This is a genomic window from Phreatobacter stygius (genome assembly GCF_005144885.1).
GTDB classification, from domain to species: domain Bacteria; phylum Pseudomonadota; class Alphaproteobacteria; order Rhizobiales; family Phreatobacteraceae; genus Phreatobacter; species Phreatobacter stygius.
The window spans coordinates 2,593,904-2,614,198 of sequence record NZ_CP039690.1; the positions used below are offsets into that span (position 1 = coordinate 2,593,904).

At 67.8% G+C, this 20,295-nt stretch carries 15 protein-coding genes and 1 pseudogene; 11 read left to right on the plus strand and 5 right to left on the minus strand.

The genetic code is table 11. The annotated features are described in order from the left end of the window. The first annotated feature begins 66 nt into the window (after positions 1-66). Both E8M01_RS11925 and olsA read left to right on the plus strand, forming a co-directional pair. A complete protein-coding gene (locus E8M01_RS11925; RefSeq protein ID WP_136964581.1) occupies positions 67-444 on the plus strand; it encodes a Fur family transcriptional regulator in 378 nt (125 codons plus the stop codon). Then, positions 431-1,312 (plus strand): lyso-ornithine lipid O-acyltransferase, encoded by an 882-nt coding sequence (gene olsA / locus E8M01_RS11930; RefSeq protein WP_136960321.1) that lies wholly within the window; start codon positions 431-433, stop codon positions 1,310-1,312. The genes E8M01_RS11925 and olsA overlap by 14 nt, the downstream gene beginning before the upstream one ends. On the opposite strand, the gene addA is transcribed toward olsA, so the two are convergent. Both addA and addB read right to left on the minus strand, forming a co-directional pair. Then, the gene (addA, locus tag E8M01_RS11935; RefSeq protein WP_136960322.1) at positions 1,313-4,759 is read right to left on the minus strand and encodes a double-strand break repair helicase AddA; all 3,447 of its coding nucleotides are present in this window, start codon (positions 4,757-4,759) and stop codon (positions 1,313-1,315) included. Continuing rightward, positions 4,756-7,851, minus strand: coding sequence for a double-strand break repair protein AddB (gene addB / locus E8M01_RS11940; RefSeq protein ID WP_136960323.1), 3,096 nt, complete (start codon positions 7,849-7,851; stop codon positions 4,756-4,758). Before addB ends, addA begins: the two co-directional genes overlap by 4 nt. A gap of 238 nt (positions 7,852-8,089) precedes the next feature. Between addB and E8M01_RS11945 the strand changes: the two genes are divergently transcribed. Beyond that, a complete protein-coding gene (locus E8M01_RS11945) occupies positions 8,090-9,703 on the plus strand; it encodes an ABC transporter substrate-binding protein (protein WP_136960324.1) in 1,614 nt (537 codons plus the stop codon). 306 nt (positions 9,704-10,009) lie between these two features. Here the strand turns inward: E8M01_RS11945 and E8M01_RS11950 are convergent, their stop codons facing one another. Further along, complete coding sequence (locus E8M01_RS11950) at positions 10,010-11,128, minus strand: NAD(P)-dependent oxidoreductase (protein ID WP_425467719.1); 1,119 nt, start codon at positions 11,126-11,128, stop codon at positions 10,010-10,012. Here E8M01_RS11950 and E8M01_RS11955 point away from each other — a divergent pair. Genes E8M01_RS11955 through E8M01_RS11965 form a run of 3 tightly spaced genes read left to right on the plus strand, consistent with a single transcriptional unit; the run spans position 11,009 to position 12,923 of the window. Then, the gene (locus E8M01_RS11955; RefSeq protein ID WP_215908880.1) at positions 11,009-11,557 is read left to right on the plus strand and encodes a phosphonopyruvate decarboxylase; all 549 of its coding nucleotides are present in this window, start codon (positions 11,009-11,011) and stop codon (positions 11,555-11,557) included. The two genes, E8M01_RS11950 and E8M01_RS11955, sit on opposite strands and share 120 nt — an antisense overlap. Beyond that, positions 11,554-12,150 (plus strand): thiamine pyrophosphate-dependent enzyme, encoded by a 597-nt coding sequence (locus tag E8M01_RS11960; RefSeq protein ID WP_136960326.1) that lies wholly within the window; start codon positions 11,554-11,556, stop codon positions 12,148-12,150. Before E8M01_RS11955 ends, E8M01_RS11960 begins: the two co-directional genes overlap by 4 nt. Then, positions 12,150-12,923: a HesA/MoeB/ThiF family protein gene (locus E8M01_RS11965; protein ID WP_136960327.1), complete on the plus strand. Its 774-nt coding sequence runs from the start codon at positions 12,150-12,152 to the stop codon at positions 12,921-12,923. Before E8M01_RS11960 ends, E8M01_RS11965 begins: the two co-directional genes overlap by 1 nt. Positions 12,924-12,939: 16 nt before the next feature. Here the strand turns inward: E8M01_RS11965 and E8M01_RS11970 are convergent, their stop codons facing one another. After that, positions 12,940-13,938, minus strand: coding sequence for a 2-hydroxyacid dehydrogenase (locus E8M01_RS11970; protein WP_136960328.1), 999 nt, complete (start codon positions 13,936-13,938; stop codon positions 12,940-12,942). A gap of 184 nt (positions 13,939-14,122) precedes the next feature. On the opposite strand from E8M01_RS11970, the gene E8M01_RS11975 reads away from it, so the two are divergent. Together E8M01_RS11975 and uraD are read left to right on the plus strand one after the other, a co-directional pair. Further along, positions 14,123-14,659 carry an SH3 domain-containing protein gene (locus E8M01_RS11975; protein ID WP_136960329.1) on the plus strand — a complete coding sequence of 179 codons (537 nt, stop codon included), beginning with the start codon at positions 14,123-14,125 and terminating at the stop codon, positions 14,657-14,659. 158 nt (positions 14,660-14,817) lie between these two features. Further along, positions 14,818-15,300, plus strand: a pseudogene (gene uraD / locus E8M01_RS11980) (2-oxo-4-hydroxy-4-carboxy-5-ureidoimidazoline decarboxylase); the annotation flags it as partial. 9 nt (positions 15,301-15,309) lie between these two features. Here uraD and E8M01_RS11985 read toward each other — a convergent pair. Further along, positions 15,310-16,671, minus strand: coding sequence for a formimidoylglutamate deiminase (locus E8M01_RS11985; RefSeq protein ID WP_136960331.1), 1,362 nt, complete (start codon positions 16,669-16,671; stop codon positions 15,310-15,312). 95 nt (positions 16,672-16,766) lie between these two features. On the opposite strand from E8M01_RS11985, the gene hutI reads away from it, so the two are divergent. The 3 genes from hutI to hutG are packed head-to-tail and all read left to right on the plus strand — an operon-like array spanning position 16,767 to position 20,295. Continuing rightward, on the plus strand, positions 16,767-17,960 hold the full coding sequence (gene hutI / locus E8M01_RS35320) for an imidazolonepropionase (protein WP_136960332.1): 1,194 nt from the start codon (positions 16,767-16,769) through the stop codon (positions 17,958-17,960). Further along, complete coding sequence (hutH, locus tag E8M01_RS11995) at positions 17,960-19,498, plus strand: histidine ammonia-lyase (RefSeq protein WP_136960333.1); 1,539 nt, start codon at positions 17,960-17,962, stop codon at positions 19,496-19,498. Before hutI ends, hutH begins: the two co-directional genes overlap by 1 nt. Further along, positions 19,495-20,295 carry an N-formylglutamate deformylase gene (gene hutG / locus E8M01_RS12000; RefSeq protein WP_136960334.1) on the plus strand — a complete coding sequence of 267 codons (801 nt, stop codon included), beginning with the start codon at positions 19,495-19,497 and terminating at the stop codon, positions 20,293-20,295. The genes hutH and hutG overlap by 4 nt, the downstream gene beginning before the upstream one ends.

Here is a 20,295-nt window from a genome sequence, read left to right on the forward strand (position 1 = left end):
TCCGTGGCATCGGCGAAGTCAGACACATCGTTCAGTTCGATCGAGGAAGCCTGCATTGCCAAGGGCATGCGGATGACCGATCAGCGGCGGGTCATCGCGCGGGTCATCTCTTCCGCCGAGGATCATCCCGACGTCGAGGAACTGCACCGGCGCGCCAATGCCATCGATACCAATATCTCGCTGTCGACGGTCTATCGGACGGTCAAGCTGTTCGAGGATTCGGGCATCATCACCCGTCACGTCTTCGGCGACGGTCGGGCCCGTTATGAAACCATTCCGGAGGCGCACCATGATCACCTGATCGATCTGCGCACCGGACGGGTGGTCGAATTCCAGTCCGAGGAGATCGAGCGCCTGCAGACCGAAATCGCCCGCAAGCTCGGCTACAAGCTGGTCGATCATCGCCTCGAGCTCTATTGCGTGCCGCTCGATGACGAGCACTGACCTGCCCTCCGTCCAGCCGCCGGTGGATCAGTTCGGCCGGGAAGGCTCGAGCCCGTTCGACACCGTTCGCGCCATCTTCTGGCTGGCCGTGCTGATCGCCACGGCGGTCGTCCTGCTGCCGGTCCAGATGGTCGCCCATGCCTTGAAACTGCCGCTGCGCCATACCGTGCCGATGCTGTTCCACCGGGTCGTTCTGGTGGCGCTCGGCACCAAGGTGACCGTGCGCGGCGAGCCGACCACCCATCGCCCGGTGCTTTATGTGCCGAACCACGTGACCTGGGTCGACATCATGGTGCTCGGCTCGCTGGCGCCGGTTTCCTTCGTCGCCAAGTCCGAGGTCGCCACCTGGCCGGTCTTCGGTTATCTCGCCAAGCTCCAGCGTTCGATCTTTGTCGATCGCGACCGGCGCCACGCGACGCCCAAGACCGCCGATGAAATGATCGAGCGGATGCGCGAGGGCGAGCCGGTCGTGCTGTTCGCCGAAGGCACCTCGTCGGACGGCAATCGCATCCTGAAATTCCGCGGCGCCCTCATCGGCGCGGCCGAGAGCCTGGCGCGGGCCACCGGCGAGAGCGTCTGGATCCAGCCGATCGCGCTGGCCTATCGGCGCATCAACGGCCTGCCGGCCGGCCGCCAGCATCGCCCGCGCATTTCCTGGTCCGGCGACATCGCCATGATCCCCCATGCCTGGGCCCTGCTCAAGGACGGCGCCGTCGATGTCGACGTCATCTTCGGTAATCCCGTGCCGTTCGATCCGAGCGCCGACCGCAAGGCGATCGCCCATTACCTCGAGGCGCGCGTCCGCGGCCTGCACGCGGCGGCATTGACCGGCAAGGATGACAGCCTGCCGCCGCTCTCCTCGCTCTGATCAGGGCGTAAGGCCTTCGCGCGCCAGCGCCGCGGCAAGGGCGTCGTCCGGCACGACCATGATGTCGGGCACGGCGGTCCAGACCAGCCAGGCCTCGATCGGGCGGTCGTCATGGATCCGCGCCAGCAGCGCGCGATAGAGCGCGAGCTGCGTCACATAGCTCTCCGGCACCTCCGCCAGCTGGCGCGGCGCCGGGTCGTTGGTCTTGAAATCCGCGATGACGATCCGGCCGGTCTCGATCACCAGCCGGTCGATCTGTCCGGACACTGGCCGGCCATTCAGGGTTCCGGCGATCGGCACTTCGGCGCGGCTCGCCGCGGTGAACAGCGGCCCGAAGCGCGGGTCCGCGAGGATCGCCGCAACGCTTGCCGCGATCGCCTGCCGCCCCTCCTCGTCGATCGACGTCTGGCGTGCCAGGAACCGCCAGGTCGCCTCCTCGCGCTTGTCGCGCGCGACATCGGGCAAGGATTGCAGCAGGCGATGGGTCAGCGTGCCGCGCTTCAGCGCGGCTTCGCGGGCCGCCACGGCATCGGGCGAGAACGGCAGGCGCCGGCCCTTGCCGGAATCGACATGCATCCCGGACGGCGTCACCGGCCGAGGCGGGATCGCGACCGCCGGCGCGGGGCGCCGGAGCCAGGCCGGTTCGACCTCGGCAGCGAGGGTTTCCACGGCCGGCGCGGCGGCAGCCGCCAGGTCGGCTTGGCCCAAGAGCCAGCGCTTGACCGTGCCGTCCCCATCATCGGCCGGTTGCTCGACCGCTTTTTCGTGCAGCGCCTGGGCGATCATGTCGTACCAGGCATCGGTCGACCCCCGGACGGGCTTCGCGCCGCAGATGATCAGCTTGTCGGCCGCGCGCGTCATGGCGACATAGAGCAGCCGGCGATATTCCTGCGCCTGGCGGTCGCGGTGATGGTCCCGCGCCGCGGCCACGACCTCGACATCGGCCTTTTTCGACGGCGACCAGACCAGATGTGGCACCGCGCCTTCCGGTCCGGCGCCAGGTGCGATCTTGAACAGTTTCGGGTCGAACTGGCCGCCCGGCTTGCTCATCGTATCGGCCAGGATGACGATATCCGCCTCCAGGCCCTTGGCGCCATGCACGGTCATGACGCGCACCTCGTTGCGGCCGAGATCCATGTCGCGTTTCACCTCCGTGGCACTCGCCCGCATATAGGTCAGGAAACCGCGCAGTGTCGGGATGTCGCTCGCCTCGAAGGCCAGCGCCAGGGACAGGAACTCATCGATGGCATCCGCCGCCTCGAAGCCGAGGCGGGCCAGGATGCGTGCCCGGCCGCCGTCGCGCGCCAGCACCTGGGCGAAAAAGCTGGCTGGCGTCAGAACCAGCGCCTCGTCGCGCCAGCGCCGGATCTGCTGCGCAAAGGCAAGGCCGGTCGCCTGAACCGCCGCCCAGAGCGACCCGGGACGTCTGGCTGCCAGCGCCATGAGTTCGTCCTCGCCGAGGCCGACCAGCGGGCTCTTCAGCACGGTGGCGAGCGACAGGTCGTCATCCGGCGTCAGCAGGCAGTCGGCCAGCGCCATCAGGTCCATGACCGCGATATGTTCGCCGAGGATCAGACGATCGGCGCCGGCCACCGGCACGTTCTGGTTCTTCAGGGCTCGGATCACCTGGTCGAACAGGGCGCCGCGCCGCCGCACCAGGATCAGGATGTCGCCGGGCGCGATCGGCTTGTCCTTGTCCGGCAGGCGGTCGCGCCGGTCGAGCCAGATGCGGATGTGACCGGCGATCCGGCCGGCAAGCCGCGCCACCGGATCGGAGATTTCCATGGCATCGAGCGGTGCGGTCCAGGGCGAACGATCCTCGGCCTCCTGCTTTTCGATCGGCGGCCAGAGCTCGACGATGCCCGGCGCCGCGCGCCGCGCGGCTTCGTGCGGCGCCAGCGACCCCTGGTCGGCCGAGAGGCCGCGGCGCGTGGCCGGGTCGTCGAACACCCGATCGACCGCGCCGAGCACGACCGGCGTCGAGCGGAACGAGAAGTTCAGCCGGACTTGCTCGAACGGTTTGCCGGCCTGTCCGAACGCCCGAGCGAATTTCAGCCGCATGTCGGTGAACCAGGCGGGGTCGGCGCCCTGGAACGAATAGATCGACTGCTTCTCGTCGCCAACGACGAACAGGGTTCGCGCCGTGTCGCGCGCGCCTTCCCCATCGGTGAATTCGGCGACCAGCGCGCTGACCAGTTCCCATTGCCCGGGGCTGGTGTCCTGGGCTTCGTCGACCAGGATATGGTCGATGCCCTGGTCGAGCTTGTAGAGGATCCAGCGGGCATCGACGCGGGCGAACAGGGCGCGGGTCTTGCCGACCAGATCGTCGAAATCGAGCGCGCCGCGCGCCGCTTTCTCAGCTTCGACCCGGGTCAGGACGGCCTCCGCGAGCGTCAGCAAGGCGGCGGTGCGATCGCGCAGTGCAGCGGCCTTTTGCCGGCGCAACAGCAGACCGAGGCGCTCCTGTTCCCGATCGAAGCGGCCGGCGAGCGCCGGCTCCGCGTCGCGGACGGCCTTGGTGAGGATGGTCTTTCTGAGGTCCCCTTCCTTGGTGAAGAAGATCGCCCGGTAGTGCTCGATGAACAGGGCCGGATCTTTCGCCGCCTGGCGCAGCCGCGCCGCAATGTCCCGTTCCGTGGCTTTCGTCGAGAGCTGCTCGAGCGTCGCCGCGACCGACAGCCATTCCGACGGCGGCACGAGCGCCGCACCGAGCGCCTCGGCGGCAAGGCTCGCCTCGCTATCGGCCGGCGACACCCCGAGCGTCTCGCCGAGCGCTGCCATGGCGCGACCGAAATCCGCTTCGGTCTTGATCTGGCCGAGCACCGCGTCACGCGCATTGACCGCTTCGGACAGGAGCTCGGTGACCGTCTGGTCGGCGGCCGCCACCGACAAGGACGCCAGCGCCCGGCCGAGGCGGCCCTGCGGATCGGCCGCTGCCTTCAGGAGCACGGCGAGCTTGGCCCGCTCCACCGTTTCGGCCTTGCCGCGGTCGTCCATCACGGTGAACTGCGAGGCGACATTGGCCTCGAACGGGAACTGGTGCAGCACGCGCTCGCAAAAGGCGTGAATGGTCTGAACCTTGAGGCCGCCGGGCGTCTCCAGGGCTTCGGCGAACAGCCGCCGCGCCCGGATGATCCGCCTGGCGCTCGGCCTGATACCGTCGAGATCCAGGAGCGCCGCGCCGAGCCTCTGGTCGTCGAGCCCGGTCCATTCGCCAAGCATGGCGAAGACCCGGTTCGCCATGGTCGCGGCCGCCGCCTTGGTGAAGGTCAGACAGAGGATTGCGCCGGGCGGCGTGCCTTCCAGCATCAGCCGCACCACGCGGCGCGCCAGCACATAGGTCTTGCCCGAGCCGGCATTGGCCGCGACCCAGACCGAGATCAGCGGATCGGAGGCCTTGCGCTGTGCGATGGCAGCGTCGGGCGGAGCGACGATCGCGCGGCTCATTCGCCGTCTCCCCCACCGCCGGCGGCCGACCATTCCTTGACCCGGGCGAGATGGGCATAGTCGTTGGAACGCCCGCCGACGAATTGCGGGATCGCCCAGGACAGATAGCCCTGGGCCGGATTTTCAAAGGCTGCGACCAGTTCGCGCAGGCGGGTGATGGTCTCGACCACCAGCTCGTCGGCGCTCTTGTCGGCCATGCGGACGGGCAGGAATTCGCCGGCGGGATCGCGCCCGCCGAGCTTGGCATAGACCAGCGCGCCGATCGGCGTATCGGCCGGCACGCCAAAAAAGCCGCCGGCTTTCAGCACCGCGGCTTCCAGCGCCAATTGTGGTGCCAGCCCGGATTGAACCTGGTTGGCGCTCGGCGGCTGGCCGGTCTTGTAATCGACGATCTCCGCCATGCCGTCCTTGCGGATGTCGATGCGATCGGCCGACGTGGTGAGCACGAAGCGCCGGCCGGCCGGCGTTTCCCATTCCAGCCGGCCCTTGATCTCGGCATGGACGTCGATGAGGTCGGCGCGGCGCGACTGGTCCTCGGCCGCGAACCATTGCGCGATGCGGAGGAAGCGCGGCCACCAGATGGCCCTGACCGAGGGATCGTCCCAATAGGGTGCGAAATGGTCGCGCCCGAGCGCCACGAGGCGGCCGACCGGATCGGCGGCGAAGCCCTTGGCCTGCACCTCCTGGGTAAAGGCCGCCAGCACGCCATGGATCACCGTGCCGCGCTCGGCGGCGCCCGGAACCTCGTCGAGATTGTCGAGCGCGCTGAGCTTCAGCACGTGCTGGGCATAGATGGCATAGGGATCACGCAGCCAGGTTTCGATTGCCGTCACCGGCAAGCGCGCCGGCCTGAGCTCCAGCGGTGGCGCCGGCGCCGGCCGGGCGACGGGCCGGATCACGGCGGGCCGGTCGAGCCGCTGCGCCAGGGCGAGCACCGTTTCGCCCTTGGCGACGAGCGACTGCCAGACGTCGTCGCCAAGCACCGCGGCGAGCCGCTGCAGCCAGCGCGACCTGACCGTCGGCACCCCGCCGCTCTTGGCCGCGCGCGTCAGCACGACGCGGCGATTGCCCAGAAGCTGGCAGAAGTCGTGGGCGGCAAGGCCAATGCGCCGCTCCGGCGGATCGATGCCGAAGGCCGTGCGCATGGCCCGGTTCAGCCAGGGATCGAGCTTGGCCTCACCCGGCCAGGAGCCCTCGACCAGCCCGGCCAGCACCACAGTGCCGGCATCGAGCAGACGGGCTTCGGGCAGGCCGAGGACGCGGATGCGCGCGCCGGGCCGCGCCGGAACACGAACCGTCTCGGTGGCGATCAAGGCGTCGAAGACGCTGCAATAATCGCCCGGCGGCAAAGCGAAAGACGCCGCCGTCGCGCCGCTCGCCTTGGCCAGCACCGAGGCGATCTCCTCGCCGCCTTGCGCCTCGGCGTCGAGGTGGAGCGCATCCAAAACCGCCCCATGGCTGGCGGCAAAGGCGGCCAGTGGCGTCTCGCTGGCCTGGTTCAGCGCCATCAGCGGCGCCAGAGCCGCGACAATCCGGCCGAGCAGAGCGCGCCCGTCGGCGAGCGCCTCGGCGCTCACCCGGCTCGCTGCATCGGCGGGCCGCGGCGAAGCCGACGGCATGACCTTGTCGAGCTTGGCGAGATAGCCGTCGAGCCCGCCCGACGGACGCAAGCCGCGCAGCGTGGTCAGCTCGATCGCGGCGATGGCCTGGTCGCGGCGACCCGGATCGAGCCCGTGGTCCAGCGCGGGATGCGCGATCAAGGCCAGCAATGTCGCCGGGGCCGGATCGTCGAAGACCAGCGCGGCGACCAGGCGGGCGACCGCCGCCACCGGCGTTCCGGCGAGCGGCCGGCCACCGGAATCGTCGACGGTGACGTTCCAGCGCGACAGTTCGGCGAGCACCCGGCGCGCCAGCGCCCGGTCCGGCGTGACCAGGGCGGCGGTGGCCTTGGGATCTTCGGCGATCTCACGCAGCACCAGCGCCACGCCGAGCGCCTCGTCGCGCTCGTTCGCCGCTTCGACCACGGTCAGTCCGTCGAGCATGGCCTCGGTCGGTGCATGGATGCCGGCGCCCCAGAGTTCGGTGGTCGCGGCCGGGCGCATTGCTTCGGAGAGCAGCGTCTCGCGGCCATGGCCGTCCGCTCCGGCGAGATCCCCGACCGCGTCGCGCGTCACGCCGACATGTTCGATCAGCCGCTTCAGGCCGAATTGCGGATGGCCGTGGGACGTCGGGACTTGCGAGGCCGGGCCATTGGTCCCGCCAATGGCCTCCCAGGAGGCGGCATCGAGACCCCGGTCGAGCCCGGGCAGGATCAGCGCGCCCTTGGGATGGTGGGCGATCGCTTTCAGGAGGTCGCGGGTCGCCAGGATCGAGCCGGTCGAGCCGGCCGCAATGATCGGCCCGGGGGAGGCCGCCAGCCGGATCGTCTCGGCGGCGATCAGCCGGTCGCGGCGAACCGCCGGCTCCTCCAACCCGTTGGCGGCGAGATGAGCCGGCCAGGCTTCCGTCGCAATGCCGAGAAAGCTCCGCGTCATGGTCCAGAACGTGTCGAGGCCGGTCTCGACGATCCGGTCGAGATTGGACCAGGGCACGCGCTCGGTCTCGACCTGGTCCATCAGCCGCATCAGATCGGCGGCGAGCGCCAGGGCATCTCCGGTCGAAGTCGAGACGATCAGCGGATCGGCGGCCGACAGCTTCATCACCGCCCGGTCGACGCTGGCCGCCCAGGCGCGCACCAGGCCGGCAAGCGTCAGCCGCCGGTCGAGCGAGGCCATGGCCGGCCCGATGGCGTCGATGCCGAGCGTATCGAGCGGATCCGGGTCGGCGAAATCCCATTCGTCTTCGTCGATGTCACCGATCGGTGCGATGCGCGGCAGCAGCATGGCCTGGTCCGAGGCGACCGCCAGGAAGGCGTCGTGCATGGCCCGGCAAGCGCGCCGGTTGGGCAAGAGGATGGTGCCGGCGGCAAGCGACAGCGGGTCGGACCGGTCCGGCCAGCCGGCGATGACACGGCCGTCGAGGACAGCCCGCGCCAAGGTCGCCAGATGCGGCCTGGAGGCGGGAATCGTCAGGACATGCGGGTTCGACGGCATGGCTCAGTCGTGCAGCCTCGGACGCCCAAGGGCAAGCCTTGGAGTGACCGCTGCCGCCGCACCGACCAAAGTCCCATGCCTCCGGCCTAGGCATGTGGCATGCCATGTCCGTTCCCCGGCCTGCGATTCCGGGGTGATCGTGCCCAACCAACGGTCATTTCCCGCCACTATCTTCGTCTCGACAGCCGGAACATGCGGGCTAGCCTTGTCCGAACCCCAGGATATCGAGGATAGGACCATGCCGTTCTCCGGTCTCGACCGTCGTGATTTTCTGAAGAGCAGCGCCGCCGCGGCCCTGGCGGGCGGAGTGGTCTTTCCGGCGCAGGCCCAGGAACGGGTGATTCGTTACGGCATCTCGATGGCCGACATCCCGCAGACCACCGGCCAGCCGGACCGCGGCGCCGGCGGTTACCAGTTCACCGGCTATACGCTCTACGATCCCCTGGTGGCCTGGGAAATGAATGTCGCGGACCGGCCGGGCAAGCTCGTGCCGGGGCTCGCGACCGAATGGGCGATCGACCCGGCGGATGCCAGGAAATGGCTGTTCAAGCTGAGGCCGGGCGTGAAATTCCATGATGGTTCGGCTTTCGACGCCGATGCCGTGGTTTGGAATTTCGACAAGGTCCTGAGCAACCAGGCGCCGCATTTCGACCAGCGCCAGTCGTCCCAGGTGCGTGCCCGGCTGCCTTCGGTCGCCAGTTGGCGCAAGCTCGACGCCATGACGGTCGAGGTGACCACCAAGACCATCGATTCGTTCTTCCCCTATCAGATGTTGTGGTTCCTGGTGTCGAGCCCGGCGCAATATGAAAAGGTCGGCCGCGACTGGCAGCGTTTTGCCAGCGCGCCGTCAGGCACCGGGCCGTTCAAGCTTGCCCGTCTCGTCCCTCGCGAGCTCTGCGAACTCGTCCGCAATGCCGATTATTGGGACAAGAGCCGGCTGGCCAAGGCCGACCGGATCATCCTGTCCTGCCTGCCCGAAACCATCACCCGCACCAATGCGCTGCTGTCAGGCTCGATCGACATGATCGAGGCGCCGGCCCCCGACGTCATGCCGCGGTTGAAGCAGGCCGGCTTCAAGCTGGTCGACAATGTCACGCCGCATGTCTGGAACTATCATCTCTCGACCTTGCCCGGCTCGCCCTGGACCGACATCCGCACCCGCAAGGCCGCCAATCTGGCGATCGACCGCGCCTCCGTGGTCGAACTGCTCGGCGGCCTCGCCAAGCCGGCCTATGGCCAGGTCGACCGGACCAGTCCCTGGTTCGGCAAGCCGGCCTTCGCGCTGAGATATGACGTCGACGCCGCACGCAAGCTGATGACCGAAGCCGGCTATTCGGCCGCCAGCCCGCTGAAGACCCAGTTCATCATCGCAAGCTCCGGCTCCGGCCAGATGTTGTCGCTGCCGATGAACGAGCTGGTCCAGCAGATGTTCAAGGAGGCTTTCATCGACATCGATTTCAAGGTGGTCGAGCTCGAGCCGCTCTACACCGCCTGGCGCCAGGGCGCGGCCCATGACTCGCTGAAGGGCATCACCGCCAACAATGTCGCCTATGTCACCTCCGACCCGCTCTACGCCTTCATCCGCTTCTTCCACTCCAACCAGGTCTCGCCGACCGGCGTGAACTGGGGGCACTACAAGAACCCGGAGGTCGACAAGCTGATCGACGCGGCCCTTTTGTCGACCAATGTGGCCGAACAGGACGCGCTGATGGCCAGGGTCCATGAAAGGATCGTCGACGACGCCCTGCTGGTCTGGGTGGTGCACGACACCAATCCGCATGTCACCGGCCCGAGGGTCGGCGGTTATACCCAGGCCCAGCACTGGTTCCAGGATCTGACGACGTTGGGGTAAGGGGCGAATAGCGAATGGGGATGAAGCGAAACGCGCGGTGTCCGTAAACCCTCGCCCGCTTGCGGGAGAAGGTGGGTCCGTCAGGACCCGGGTGAGGGCCTGAAGAGGGCCGGCCCATCAATTCGACCCGAAATGCACTGGCAGCATCGACGCAACCACCCTCACCCGGGTCCTCCGGACCCACCCTCTCCCGCGAAGGCGCGGGAGAGGGTTGATGCGCGGGTTCACTTCAGTCCGCGGAAAAAACGACCACGAATTCGGAAGTACCAACCCCTTCCCCCTCCCCCACTCGCCACTCGCCCGGCCTTACGCCGGCGGCGTATAACCCTTGGGCAGTCGGGCGCGTTCGATCTGGGCCATGTCGCAGAGCACGTCGACCATCGCCGAGAAATCATTCTGGCCATAACCACGGGCACGTGCCGTCGAGAAAGCCTCGCGCGCCGCGGCGGCGACCGGCAGCGGCACCCGCGCCGAATTGGCGGCCTGAATGATCAGCGACAGATCCTTATGCGCGAGATCGATGGTGAAACCGGCCTCGGTATCGCCGGCCAGCACCTTGTTCGGCCAATTGACCTTGAGCTGGCCGTTGGTGGCGGTGGTGCCGTAGAGCACGTCGAGCGTCTTGCCCAGATCCAGGCCGAAGCGCTGCGACAGCGACAGGGCCTCGGCATTGAGCTGGCACAGGATGATCGCCAGGTAATTGTTGACGAGTTTCATGCGCGTGCCGGCACCCGGGCCGCCGCTGTGATGGATGGTCGTGCCCATGGCCTGGAGCAGCGGCAAGGCGCGGACATAATCGGCGGCGTCGGCGCCGACCATGAACAGGCTTTCGCCGCGATCGGCATGCCAGGCGAGCCGGCCGACCGGCGCGTCGACCGCGGTCATGCCGCGCCGGCGGGTCTCGGCATGCAGCCTGTCGGTGGTTTCCGGATCGATCGTCGACATGTCGATGATCATGGTACCGGGCTTGGCATGGTCGAGCACGCCGCCGGGCGCCAGCACGACCTCGCCGACCTCCTTGCCGGTCGGCAGCATGGTGACGACGATGTCGGAAGCCGCGGCGATCTCGGCTGGCGTGCCGCGCCTGGCGCCGAGCCCTTCAAGCACCGCCACCGGCGCCTCGGTCACGTCATGAACGACAAGCGAAAAACCCTTGGTCTGCAGGTTGGAGGCCATGCCTCGCCCCATCCGTCCAAGCCCGATAAATCCGACCGTCATGCCTGTCCTCCCAAGGGAACTCTTGTTTCTGATCGATGCGGACGCCATCGTGATCCGCCTCGACGCCGAGCGGAGCCTATCCAGCGCATGAACGCCTTGCACCCCCAACCGATGCATGTCTCGCCCGCCGGCTGGCCGGGCGACATCTTCGCCGCGCTCAAGGCCGCGCGGGTGCGCCAGGTCGCTTATGTCCCGGATGGCGGCCATGCCGAGCTGATCCGCGCGGTTCACGCCGACACGGCGATGATCGGCATTCCCCTGACGACCGAAGAGGAGGGCGTCGCACTGGTCTCCGGCGCCTGGCTCGGCGGCGACCGCGCCTGCCTCCTGATGCAATCGTCGGGCGTCGGCAATTGCGTCAACATGTTCTCGCTGATCAAGAACATGGGCGGGCCGTTCCTGACCTTCGTGACCATGCGCGGCGAATGGGGCGAGTTCAATCCGTGGCAGGTGCCGATGGGCACGGCAACACCCGACGCCTTCCGTCTGATGGGCATTCATGTGCTGCGCGCCTCCGAGCCGCATGAGGTTGGCCCGGCTGCCGCGGCCGGCATCCGCATGGCCTATGAGGGCGGCAGCGCGGTTGCCGTCCTGCTGTCCCAACAACTGATCGGCGCCAAGGTCTTCGTGAAATGAGCGAGAACAGCGATTCCACCGGTCTCGACCGTCGCGCCGTGGTGGCGCGCCTCTTGGCTGACCGCGGCGACCTGATCGTCGTCACCGGCTTGGGTTCACCAACCTATGATGTCGCCGCGGCCGGCGACCATGACCGCAATGTCTATCTCTGGGGCGCGATGGGCGGCGCGGCGGTCTGTGCGCTCGGCATCGCGCTGGCCAGGCCCGACACGCCTGTTGTCGCGGTGACCGGCGACGGCGAAATGCTGATGGGCATGGGGTCGTTCGCCACCATTGCCGTGCAGCAGCCGAAAAACCTGACCGTCATCGTCCTCGACAACGGCCTTTACGGCGAGACCGGCGGCCAGGCGAGCCATACGGCGGTCGCCGATCTCGCCGGCATCGCCAAGGCCTCGGGCATCGCCGATGCCCGGGTGGTGACCGACATGGACGCGGTCGAAGGCCTCGCCGCCCGGGTCGGGGCATCGGGCCAGGGCCCCTGCGTCGCGGTCGTCAAGATCGACCGGGCCGAACAGGAACGGGTGCTGCCGACCCGTGACGGCCACGCGGTTCGCATCCGGGTGCGCCAGGCCCTCGGCCTGTCGGTGGACTGATGCTCTCCCCGGAAGAACTCGAGCGTTATGCGCGCCATATCGTGCTGCGCGAGGTCGGCGGGCCCGGCCAGCAGAAGCTCGGCCGCGCGCGGGTCCTGGTCATCGGCGCCGGCGGCCTGGGCGCGCCTCTGCTGCTCTATCTCGCCGCCTCCGGCATCGGCACGCTCGGCATTGTCGATGACGATGCGGTGTCGCTGTCCAACCTGCAGCGCCAGGTGATCCACGCGACCGCCGATCTCGGCGTCCTGAAGACCGAAAGCGCGGCCGGCGCCATCCGCCGGCTCAATCCGCATGTCGAGGTGGTTGCCCATATCACCAGGCTGACCGCCACAAACGCGCGCGAGCTGGTGCGCGGTTATGACCTGGTCGCCGATGGCTCGGACAATTTCGCCACCCGTTACGCCGTCTCGGATGCCTGTTTCCACGAAGGCAAGCCGCTGATCACGGCCGCGGTCGGCACTTTCGACGCCACCCTGACCACCATAAGAGCGCACGAGAAGGGCTCGGACGGCACGCCCAATCCGACCTATCGCTGCCTGTTTCCCGATGCACCGCCACCCGGCACCGTGCCGACCTGTTCGGAGGTCGGCGTGCTCGGCGCGCTCACCGGCATTGTCGGCTCGATGATGGCGCTCGAGGTGATCAGGGAGATCGTCGGTTTCGGCGAGGGTCTCACCGGCCGCCTCATGATGATCGACATGCGCGACATGCGCTTCGAGACGATCAGATATCGCTGGGATCCGGACAATCCGCTGAGCGGGACGGGAGCCTGAGCTCCCGGCCCGGCACCTACAGCATGCTGGGCAGCACGCGGTCCGGCGGCTTGTGGCCGTCCATGAAGGCCTTGATGTTGACGATGACCTTCTCGCCCATGTCGACGCGGCCTTCGATGGTGGCCGAGCCCATATGCGGCAGCAGCACGACCTTGCCGGCCTTGGCGAGCTTCAGCAGCCGCGGATTGACCGCCGGCTCGTGCTCGAACACGTCGAGACCGGCACCGGCGAGATCGCCCGCCTCGATCATCCGGGTCAACGCCACTTCGTCGATGATCTCGCCACGCGCGGTGTTGACGATGAAGGCGTCCTTCTTGAGCAGCTTCAAGCGGCGCGCCGACAGCAGATGATAGGTCGCCGGCGTGTGCGGGCAATTCACCGACACGATATCCATGCGGGCGAGCATCTGGTCGAGGCTCTCCCAATAGGTGGCGTCGAGTTCCCGCTCGACCCGCTCCGGCAACCGGCGGCGGTTGTGGTAATGGATCTGCATGCCGAAGGCGGCGGCGCGCCTGGCCAGCGCCTGGCCGATCCGGCCCATGCCGATAATGCCGAGCCGCTTGCCGTGAATGCGCTTGCCGAGCATCCAGGTCGGCGACCAGCCGCTCCAGTCGCCATGCTCCAGCACCTCGAAGCCTTCGGCCAGCCGGCGCGGCACGGCCAGGATCAGCGCCATGGTCATGTCGGCGGTATCCTCGGTCAGGACACCCGGCGTGTTGGTCACGGTAATGCCCCGCTGCACCGCTGTCGCCACGTCGATATTGTCGACGCCATTGCCGAACTGGGCGATCAGCCGCAATTGCGGGCCGGCTTGGGCCAGCAAGGCCGCGTCGATCCTGTCGGTCACGGTCGGTACGATCACGTCGGCGACCTTCATCGCCGCGGCCAGATCGTCCTGGCTCATCGGCTTGTCGTCGACATTCAGCCGGGTCTCGAACAGTTCGCGCATGCGCGTCTCGACCGTATCCGGCAACTTGCGCGTCACGACGACGAGCGGCTTCTTGCGGTTCGCCATCCTTTGAACCCTCGATTCGACTGTCCCGACCGCTTCGTCAAACCAGTCTTAACCCTGTTCGGTCAGACTGCGGTCTGTCGGGCTCTCTCTATCAGAAGGCCCGCGCCAGACAAAGCGGTCGGTCTCGTCCACTGAACCTGTCTTTCGGACGGGTCCGGCAGCGGTTCTCTTGTGTGAGTTGCGTATGCGTCATCGTATCGTCGGCGCGGCCCTGGCCGCTATCGTCTCGATCGTTCTCGCCGGCCCTTCGCATGTCGAGGCCACCGAAATTACCGGCTCGCTCGGTTCGCAGACCCGATTGCCGGTGCCGCGCTTCGTCAGCCTGAAATCCGAGCGGGTCAATGCCCGCATGGGTCCGACCCGCGACCATGAGGTCGTCTGGATCTATCAGCGCTCCGGCCTGCCGGTGGAAGTCACCGCCGAATTCGAGAACTGGCGGCGCATCCGCGACCGCGACGGCACCGAAACCTGGGTGTTCCATTCCATGCTGTCGGGACGGCGCACCGGCATGGTGCAGCAGCAGCGCGGCCATGAAAACGAATTGGTGTCGCTGATGGACCGCGCCGGTGGCAACCGGATCGTCGCCCGTCTCGAGCCGCGCGTGCAGGGGCAGGTCAGATCCTGCAACCGCACCTGGTGCCGCTTCACTGGCGACGGCTTCGACGGCTGGATCGAGCAGAGCCGTCTGTGGGGCGTTTATCCGAACGAACAGATGGACTGACGCCGAAAGCCGGAACTGCTGCCGCAACTGTTGTCGGAACTCTTGCCGGAGCCCTTGCCAGGCCGCAGCCGGCGGGCGACAGATGCCGGACCGGCGCGCTGCCCGACGAGATCCCGATGCCGACTGCCGCCCCGCGCGATCTGCCGACGACCTTGTCCCGGGCGCTGTTCGTCACGCGTTTCGGCGGGGTCTGGGAACATTCGCCCTGGATCGCCGAGGCCGCCTTCGACGCCGGCCTTCCGGCCGGGGCCGATACCGCCGAAGGCCTGCACGCATTGATGACCAGGGTGATGCGGGCGGCCGACGACGGCAGGAAACTCGACCTCATCCGGGCCCATCCGGATCTGGCCGGAAAGCTCGCCGCGGCCGGCAAGCTCACCGCCGAATCGTCGGGCGAACAGGCATCTGCCGGGCTCGACCGGCTGACCGATGCCGAACGCAGCACGTTCACCACGCTGAACGACGCCTACAAGGCGAAATTCGCCTTTCCTTTCATCATGGCGGTGAAGGGGCGCAGCAAGGACGAGATCCGCCGGGCTTTCGAGATCCGGCTCGGCAATGACCTGAAGACCGAGCTTGCCACCGCGCTTGCCGAGATCGAGCGCATCGCGCTGATCCGGCTGCAGGCCCTGCTGCCCTGATCCCCTGGGTCAGGCCCCGATCACCCGCTCCAGCACCTTGCGCGCCCTCGCCTCGATCGCCGGCCGCTTGACGTGACGGCCGCCATCGACCACGCGCCGCCCCGAAACATAGACCTCGCTGATGGCGTCGCGGCTCGGCCCGAACACCCAGCTGTCCAGAATGGCGTCACCCGTGCGGGCGGCAAAGGCGATGCCGCCGGTGTCGAGAACCACCAGATCGGCCGGTGCGCCGACCGAAATGCCCTGGGGTCCGAGCCCCAAGGCCTGGCCACCACCGGCGAGGCAGGCATCGAACAGGGTCCGGCCGGTCGAGGCGCCGCGTGGCGCCAGTGCATTGCGCCGGCGTGAGCCGAACCGCTGGGCATATTCGAGCATGGCAAGTTCGGCCAATGCCGAAATCGCCACGTTCGAATCGGTGCCGATGCCGAACCGGCCGCCCTGACCGACAAAATCGACGCCGTCGAACAGCCCGTCGCCGAGATTGGCCTCGGTGATCGGGCAGAGGCCGACCACGACACCGGCCTTGGCCATGGCCGCCCGTTCGCCGGCATCGGCATGGGTGGCGTGGATCAGGCACCAGCGCTCGCTGAGCGCCACGGTCTCGCCAAGCAATTCGATCGGCCGCCGGCCATGGAAGGCCAGGCAATCCTCGACCTCCTTGACCTGTTCCGAGACATGGATGTGGACCGGTCCCTCGGGAAACAGACCGATGAGCCGGGTCAGCTCGTCCTCAGTCACCGCGCGCAGCGAATGCGGCGCGATGCCGAAATGGCCGCGGGCATAAGCCTTCGCCGCAACCGATGCGCCTTCGGCCAGCCTCGCGAAACCGTCGAGACCGGTGATGAAGCGGCGCTGGCCTTCGCTTGGCGGCGTGCCGCCGAACCCTGCATGGGCATAAAACACCGGCAGCAGGGTGATGGCGATGCCGGTCTCGCCGGCGGCCGCGACATGGCGGCGGCTGAGCTCGGCCGGATCGGCGTAAGCCCGGCCGTCCTTGTCATTGTGCAGATAATGGAATTCGCCAACCGTGGTGTAGCCAGCCTCGACCATCTCGACATAGGCGAGCGCCGCGATCGCTTCGACATCATCAGGGTCGAGCGCACCGACAAAACGGTACATCCAATCGCGCCAGGTCCAGAACGAATCGTCGCCCGTGCCGGCCACCTCGGTGAGGCCCGCCATGCCGCGCTGGAAGGCGTGCGAATGCAGATTGGGCAAGCCCGGCAGTGTCGCGCCTTTCAGGCGCGCCACCCCGGAGGGCGCTGGCCCCTGTGCGATGGCCGAGATCCGCCCGTCGCTGGCGATCGTCAGGGTGAGGTCGTCACGCCAACCCGCCGGCGTCAGGGCCTTGTCCAGATGGAGCTTGTCCATCGCTGTCTCCCTGCTTAGGGTTTTTCCCCCTAGCCTCCATTTCTCACACCGGCTAGCACCCCTGACCATGGAATACCACGTGCCGCGAGGCCATCATGCGCGTTGATCATCTGTTTCGGAACGCGCGGCTTGCCACCATGGCCGGACCAGGGCTCGGCCTGGTCGAGGACGGCGTCATCGCGACCGGCGACGGCAAGATCGTCTTTGCCGGCGCCCGCGCCGAGATGCCGGCGGTCGAACCGGCGCAGGAAACCGATTGCGAGGGGCGCTGGATCACCCCTGGCCTGATCGATTGCCATACGCACCTGGTTTATGGCGGCGACCGCGCGCGCGAATTCGAACTGCGCCTCGAGGGCGCCAGTTATGAAGAAATCGCGCGCGCCGGCGGCGGCATCGTTTCGACCGTCAAGGCCACCCGTGCGGCAACGACGGCCGACCTGACCCGCGAGACCTTGCCGCGCCTCGACGCCCTGATCGCCGAAGGCGTTACCACGGTCGAGATCAAGTCGGGTTATGGCCTGAACACGGAAACCGAAACGCGCCAGCTGGTGGCCGCCCGCGGCCTCGGCAAGCTGCGTGATGTCGGGGTGGTCACCACCTTCCTCGGCGCCCATGCCCTGCCGGCCGAAGCCGAGGGTGACAAGGACCGCTACATCGACCTGGTCTGCCACGAAATGTTGCCGGCGATTGCCGCGGCCGGGCTGGCCGACGCGGTCGACGCCTTCTGCGAAGGCATCGCTTTCTCGACGGAACAGACGGCAAGGGTTTTCGCCGCGGCGAAACGACATGGCCTGCCGGTGAAGCTGCACGCCGACCAGCTGTCCAATCTGCATGGCGCCCGGCTCGCCGCCGAGCATGGCGCGCTCTCCGCCGACCATCTGGAATATACCGACGAGGATGGCGCGGCCCGCATGGCCGCCGCCGGCACGGTTGCAGTGCTGCTGCCGGGCGCCTTCTATTTCATCCGCGAGACCAAGGTTCCGCCCGTCGATCTGTTCCGCAAATCCGGCACGGCGATCGCGCTCGCCACCGATTCGAACCCCGGCAGTTCGCCGCTGACCTCGCCGCTGATCACCATGAACATGGGCGCGACGCTGTTCCGCCTGACCGTCGAGGAATGCCTGGCCGGCTTCACCCGCAATGCCGCCAAGGCGCTCGGGCGGGCCGACATCGGCACGCTGGAAGCGGGAAAGCGCGCCGATCTTGCCATCTGGTCGATCGAAAGACCGGCCGAACTCGTCTATCGCATCGGCTTCAATCCGCTGCATGCCCGCCATCGAGGAGCCTGATGACCGACCATATTCGTGCAGGGAACAACCCGCTTTCGCTGTGGCGCGCGGTCGCGGCCGGCGCGACGCCGGCGCTTGACCCGGCAACCGGCCCGGCCATTGCCGAAGGCCACCGGCTGCTGATGGCGGCAGCCCGCGGCAATGACGCGGTCTATGGCGTCAATACCGGCTTCGGCAAGCTCGCCAGCGTGCGCATTCCGACCGACAAGCTCGCCGAATTGCAGGTCAATATCGTCCGCTCCCACCAGGCCGGCATTGGCGAGCCGCTCGGCGAGCCGGTGGTGCGCCTGACCATCGCGCTCAAGATCGCAAGCCTTGCCCATGGCGCCTCCGGCGTGCAGCCGGCGACCATCGCACTGCTCGCCGCCATGCTGGCCAAGGGCGTCCTGCCGGTCATTCCGGCGCAGGGCTCGGTTGGCGCGTCCGGCGATCTCGCACCACTTGCCCATCTCGCCGCCGTGCTGATCGGCGAAGGCGAAGCAAACCTCGACGGCATTCGCATGTCCGGCGGCGTGGCACTGGCCAAGGCCGGGCTGACGCCGGTCACCCTTGGCCCCAAGGAAGGCCTGGCGCTACTCAATGGCACCCAGGTCTCGACCGCGCTGGCGCTGCACGGCCTGTTCGCGATCGAGCGTTGTTTTGCCGCCGCCCTGGTCACCGGCGCCTTGTCGACCGACGCCATTGCCGGCTCCGACACACCGTTTGATGCGCGTATCCAGACGCTGCGCGGCCAGCCCGGGCAAATCGCGGTGGCCGATGTCTTGCGCGCGCTGATGGCCGACAGCGCGATTCGCCGTTCACATCTCGCCGATGACCCGCGCGTCCAGGACCCCTATTCGATCCGCTGCCAGCCGCAGGTGATGGGCGCGGCGCTCGACGTGATCCGCTCGGCCGCCGCCATGCTGCGCCACGAGGCGAGCGGCGTCACCGACAACCCGCTGGTCATGCACGATACCGGCGAGGTGATTTCCGGCGGCAATTTCCACGCCGAGCCGGTGGCCTTCGCCGCCGACATGCTGGCGCTGGCGGCCTGCGAGATCGGCAATCTGGTGCAGCGCCGCTGCGCCATGCTGGTCGATCCCGTGCTGTCGGGCCTGCCGGCCTTCCTGGTCGCCGCGCCCGGGCTCAATTCCGGCTTCATGATCGCCGAAGTGGCGAGCGCCGCACTCGCTTCCGAAAACCGCCAGCGCTCGACGCCGGCGGTCACCGACACCATCCCGACCTCGGCCAATCAGGAAGACCATGTCTCGATGGCGACCCATGGCGCGCGCCGGCTGACGCCGATGGCGGAGAACCTTAGCCATATCATCGGCATCGAGGCGCTGATGGCAGCCCAGGGCGTCGACATGCGCCAACCCCTGAAGACCAGCCCCTTGCTCGCCGAGGCCCATGCCGCGATCCGCGCCATCGCGCCGGTGCTCGACCACGACCGGCCGCTATCGGCCGAGATGACCGCCGCGGCCCGGCTGGTCGCCTCGGGCCGGCTCGCCGACCCCTTCGATGCTCTTGTCGCTCCGCTGTTTGGAGATGCGCCATGATCCCGGTCACCGTCATTCCCGGCGACGGCCCGCTGGTGCTCGGCCAGCCGCATGTCGGCACCATGATCCCACCCGAGGTCTCGGTCGAACTGAACGATCTCGGCCGTTCGGTACCCGATACCGACTGGTGGATCGGCGAGCTCTACCAGACCATCGCCAAGCGCACCGGGGCGACCGTCGTGCGCCAGGAACTGTCGCGTTTCGTCATTGACGTGAACCGCGATCCCTCGGGCGTTTCGCTCTATCCGGGCCAGAACACCACGACGCCCTGCCCGACCGTCACCTTCGACGCCCAGCCGATCTACGGGCAAGGCCGGGAACCGGGCCCGGCCGAGATCGGTCGCCGGCGCCGGCTTTATTTCGAGCCGTTTCATGCCGCCATGGCCGCGGCGATCGAGGCCAAGCGCATTCGCCACGGCTATTGCGTGCTCTATGACTGCCACTCGATCCGGTCGGAAGTGCCGAACCTGTTCCCGGGCACCTTGCCGGTGTTCAATATCGGCAGCAATGACGACCGGTCCTGCCATCCCGCCATCACCGCGGCGGCGGTGCGCGAGGCCGAGGCCTCGGGCCTGAGTTTTGTCGCCAATGGCCGTTTCAAGGGTGGCTGGATCACCCGGCACTACGGTGCGCCCGACCGCAAGGTGCACGCGATCCAGATGGAACTGGCGCAATCGGCCTATATGCTGGAGGCGCCGCCCTGGAATTATGACGACAAGGTCGCCGAGAACACCGAACGCATCCTCGACCGCATCGTCTCCGCCATTCTCGAAGCTGCCGCCAAGTTGGAAGCCTGA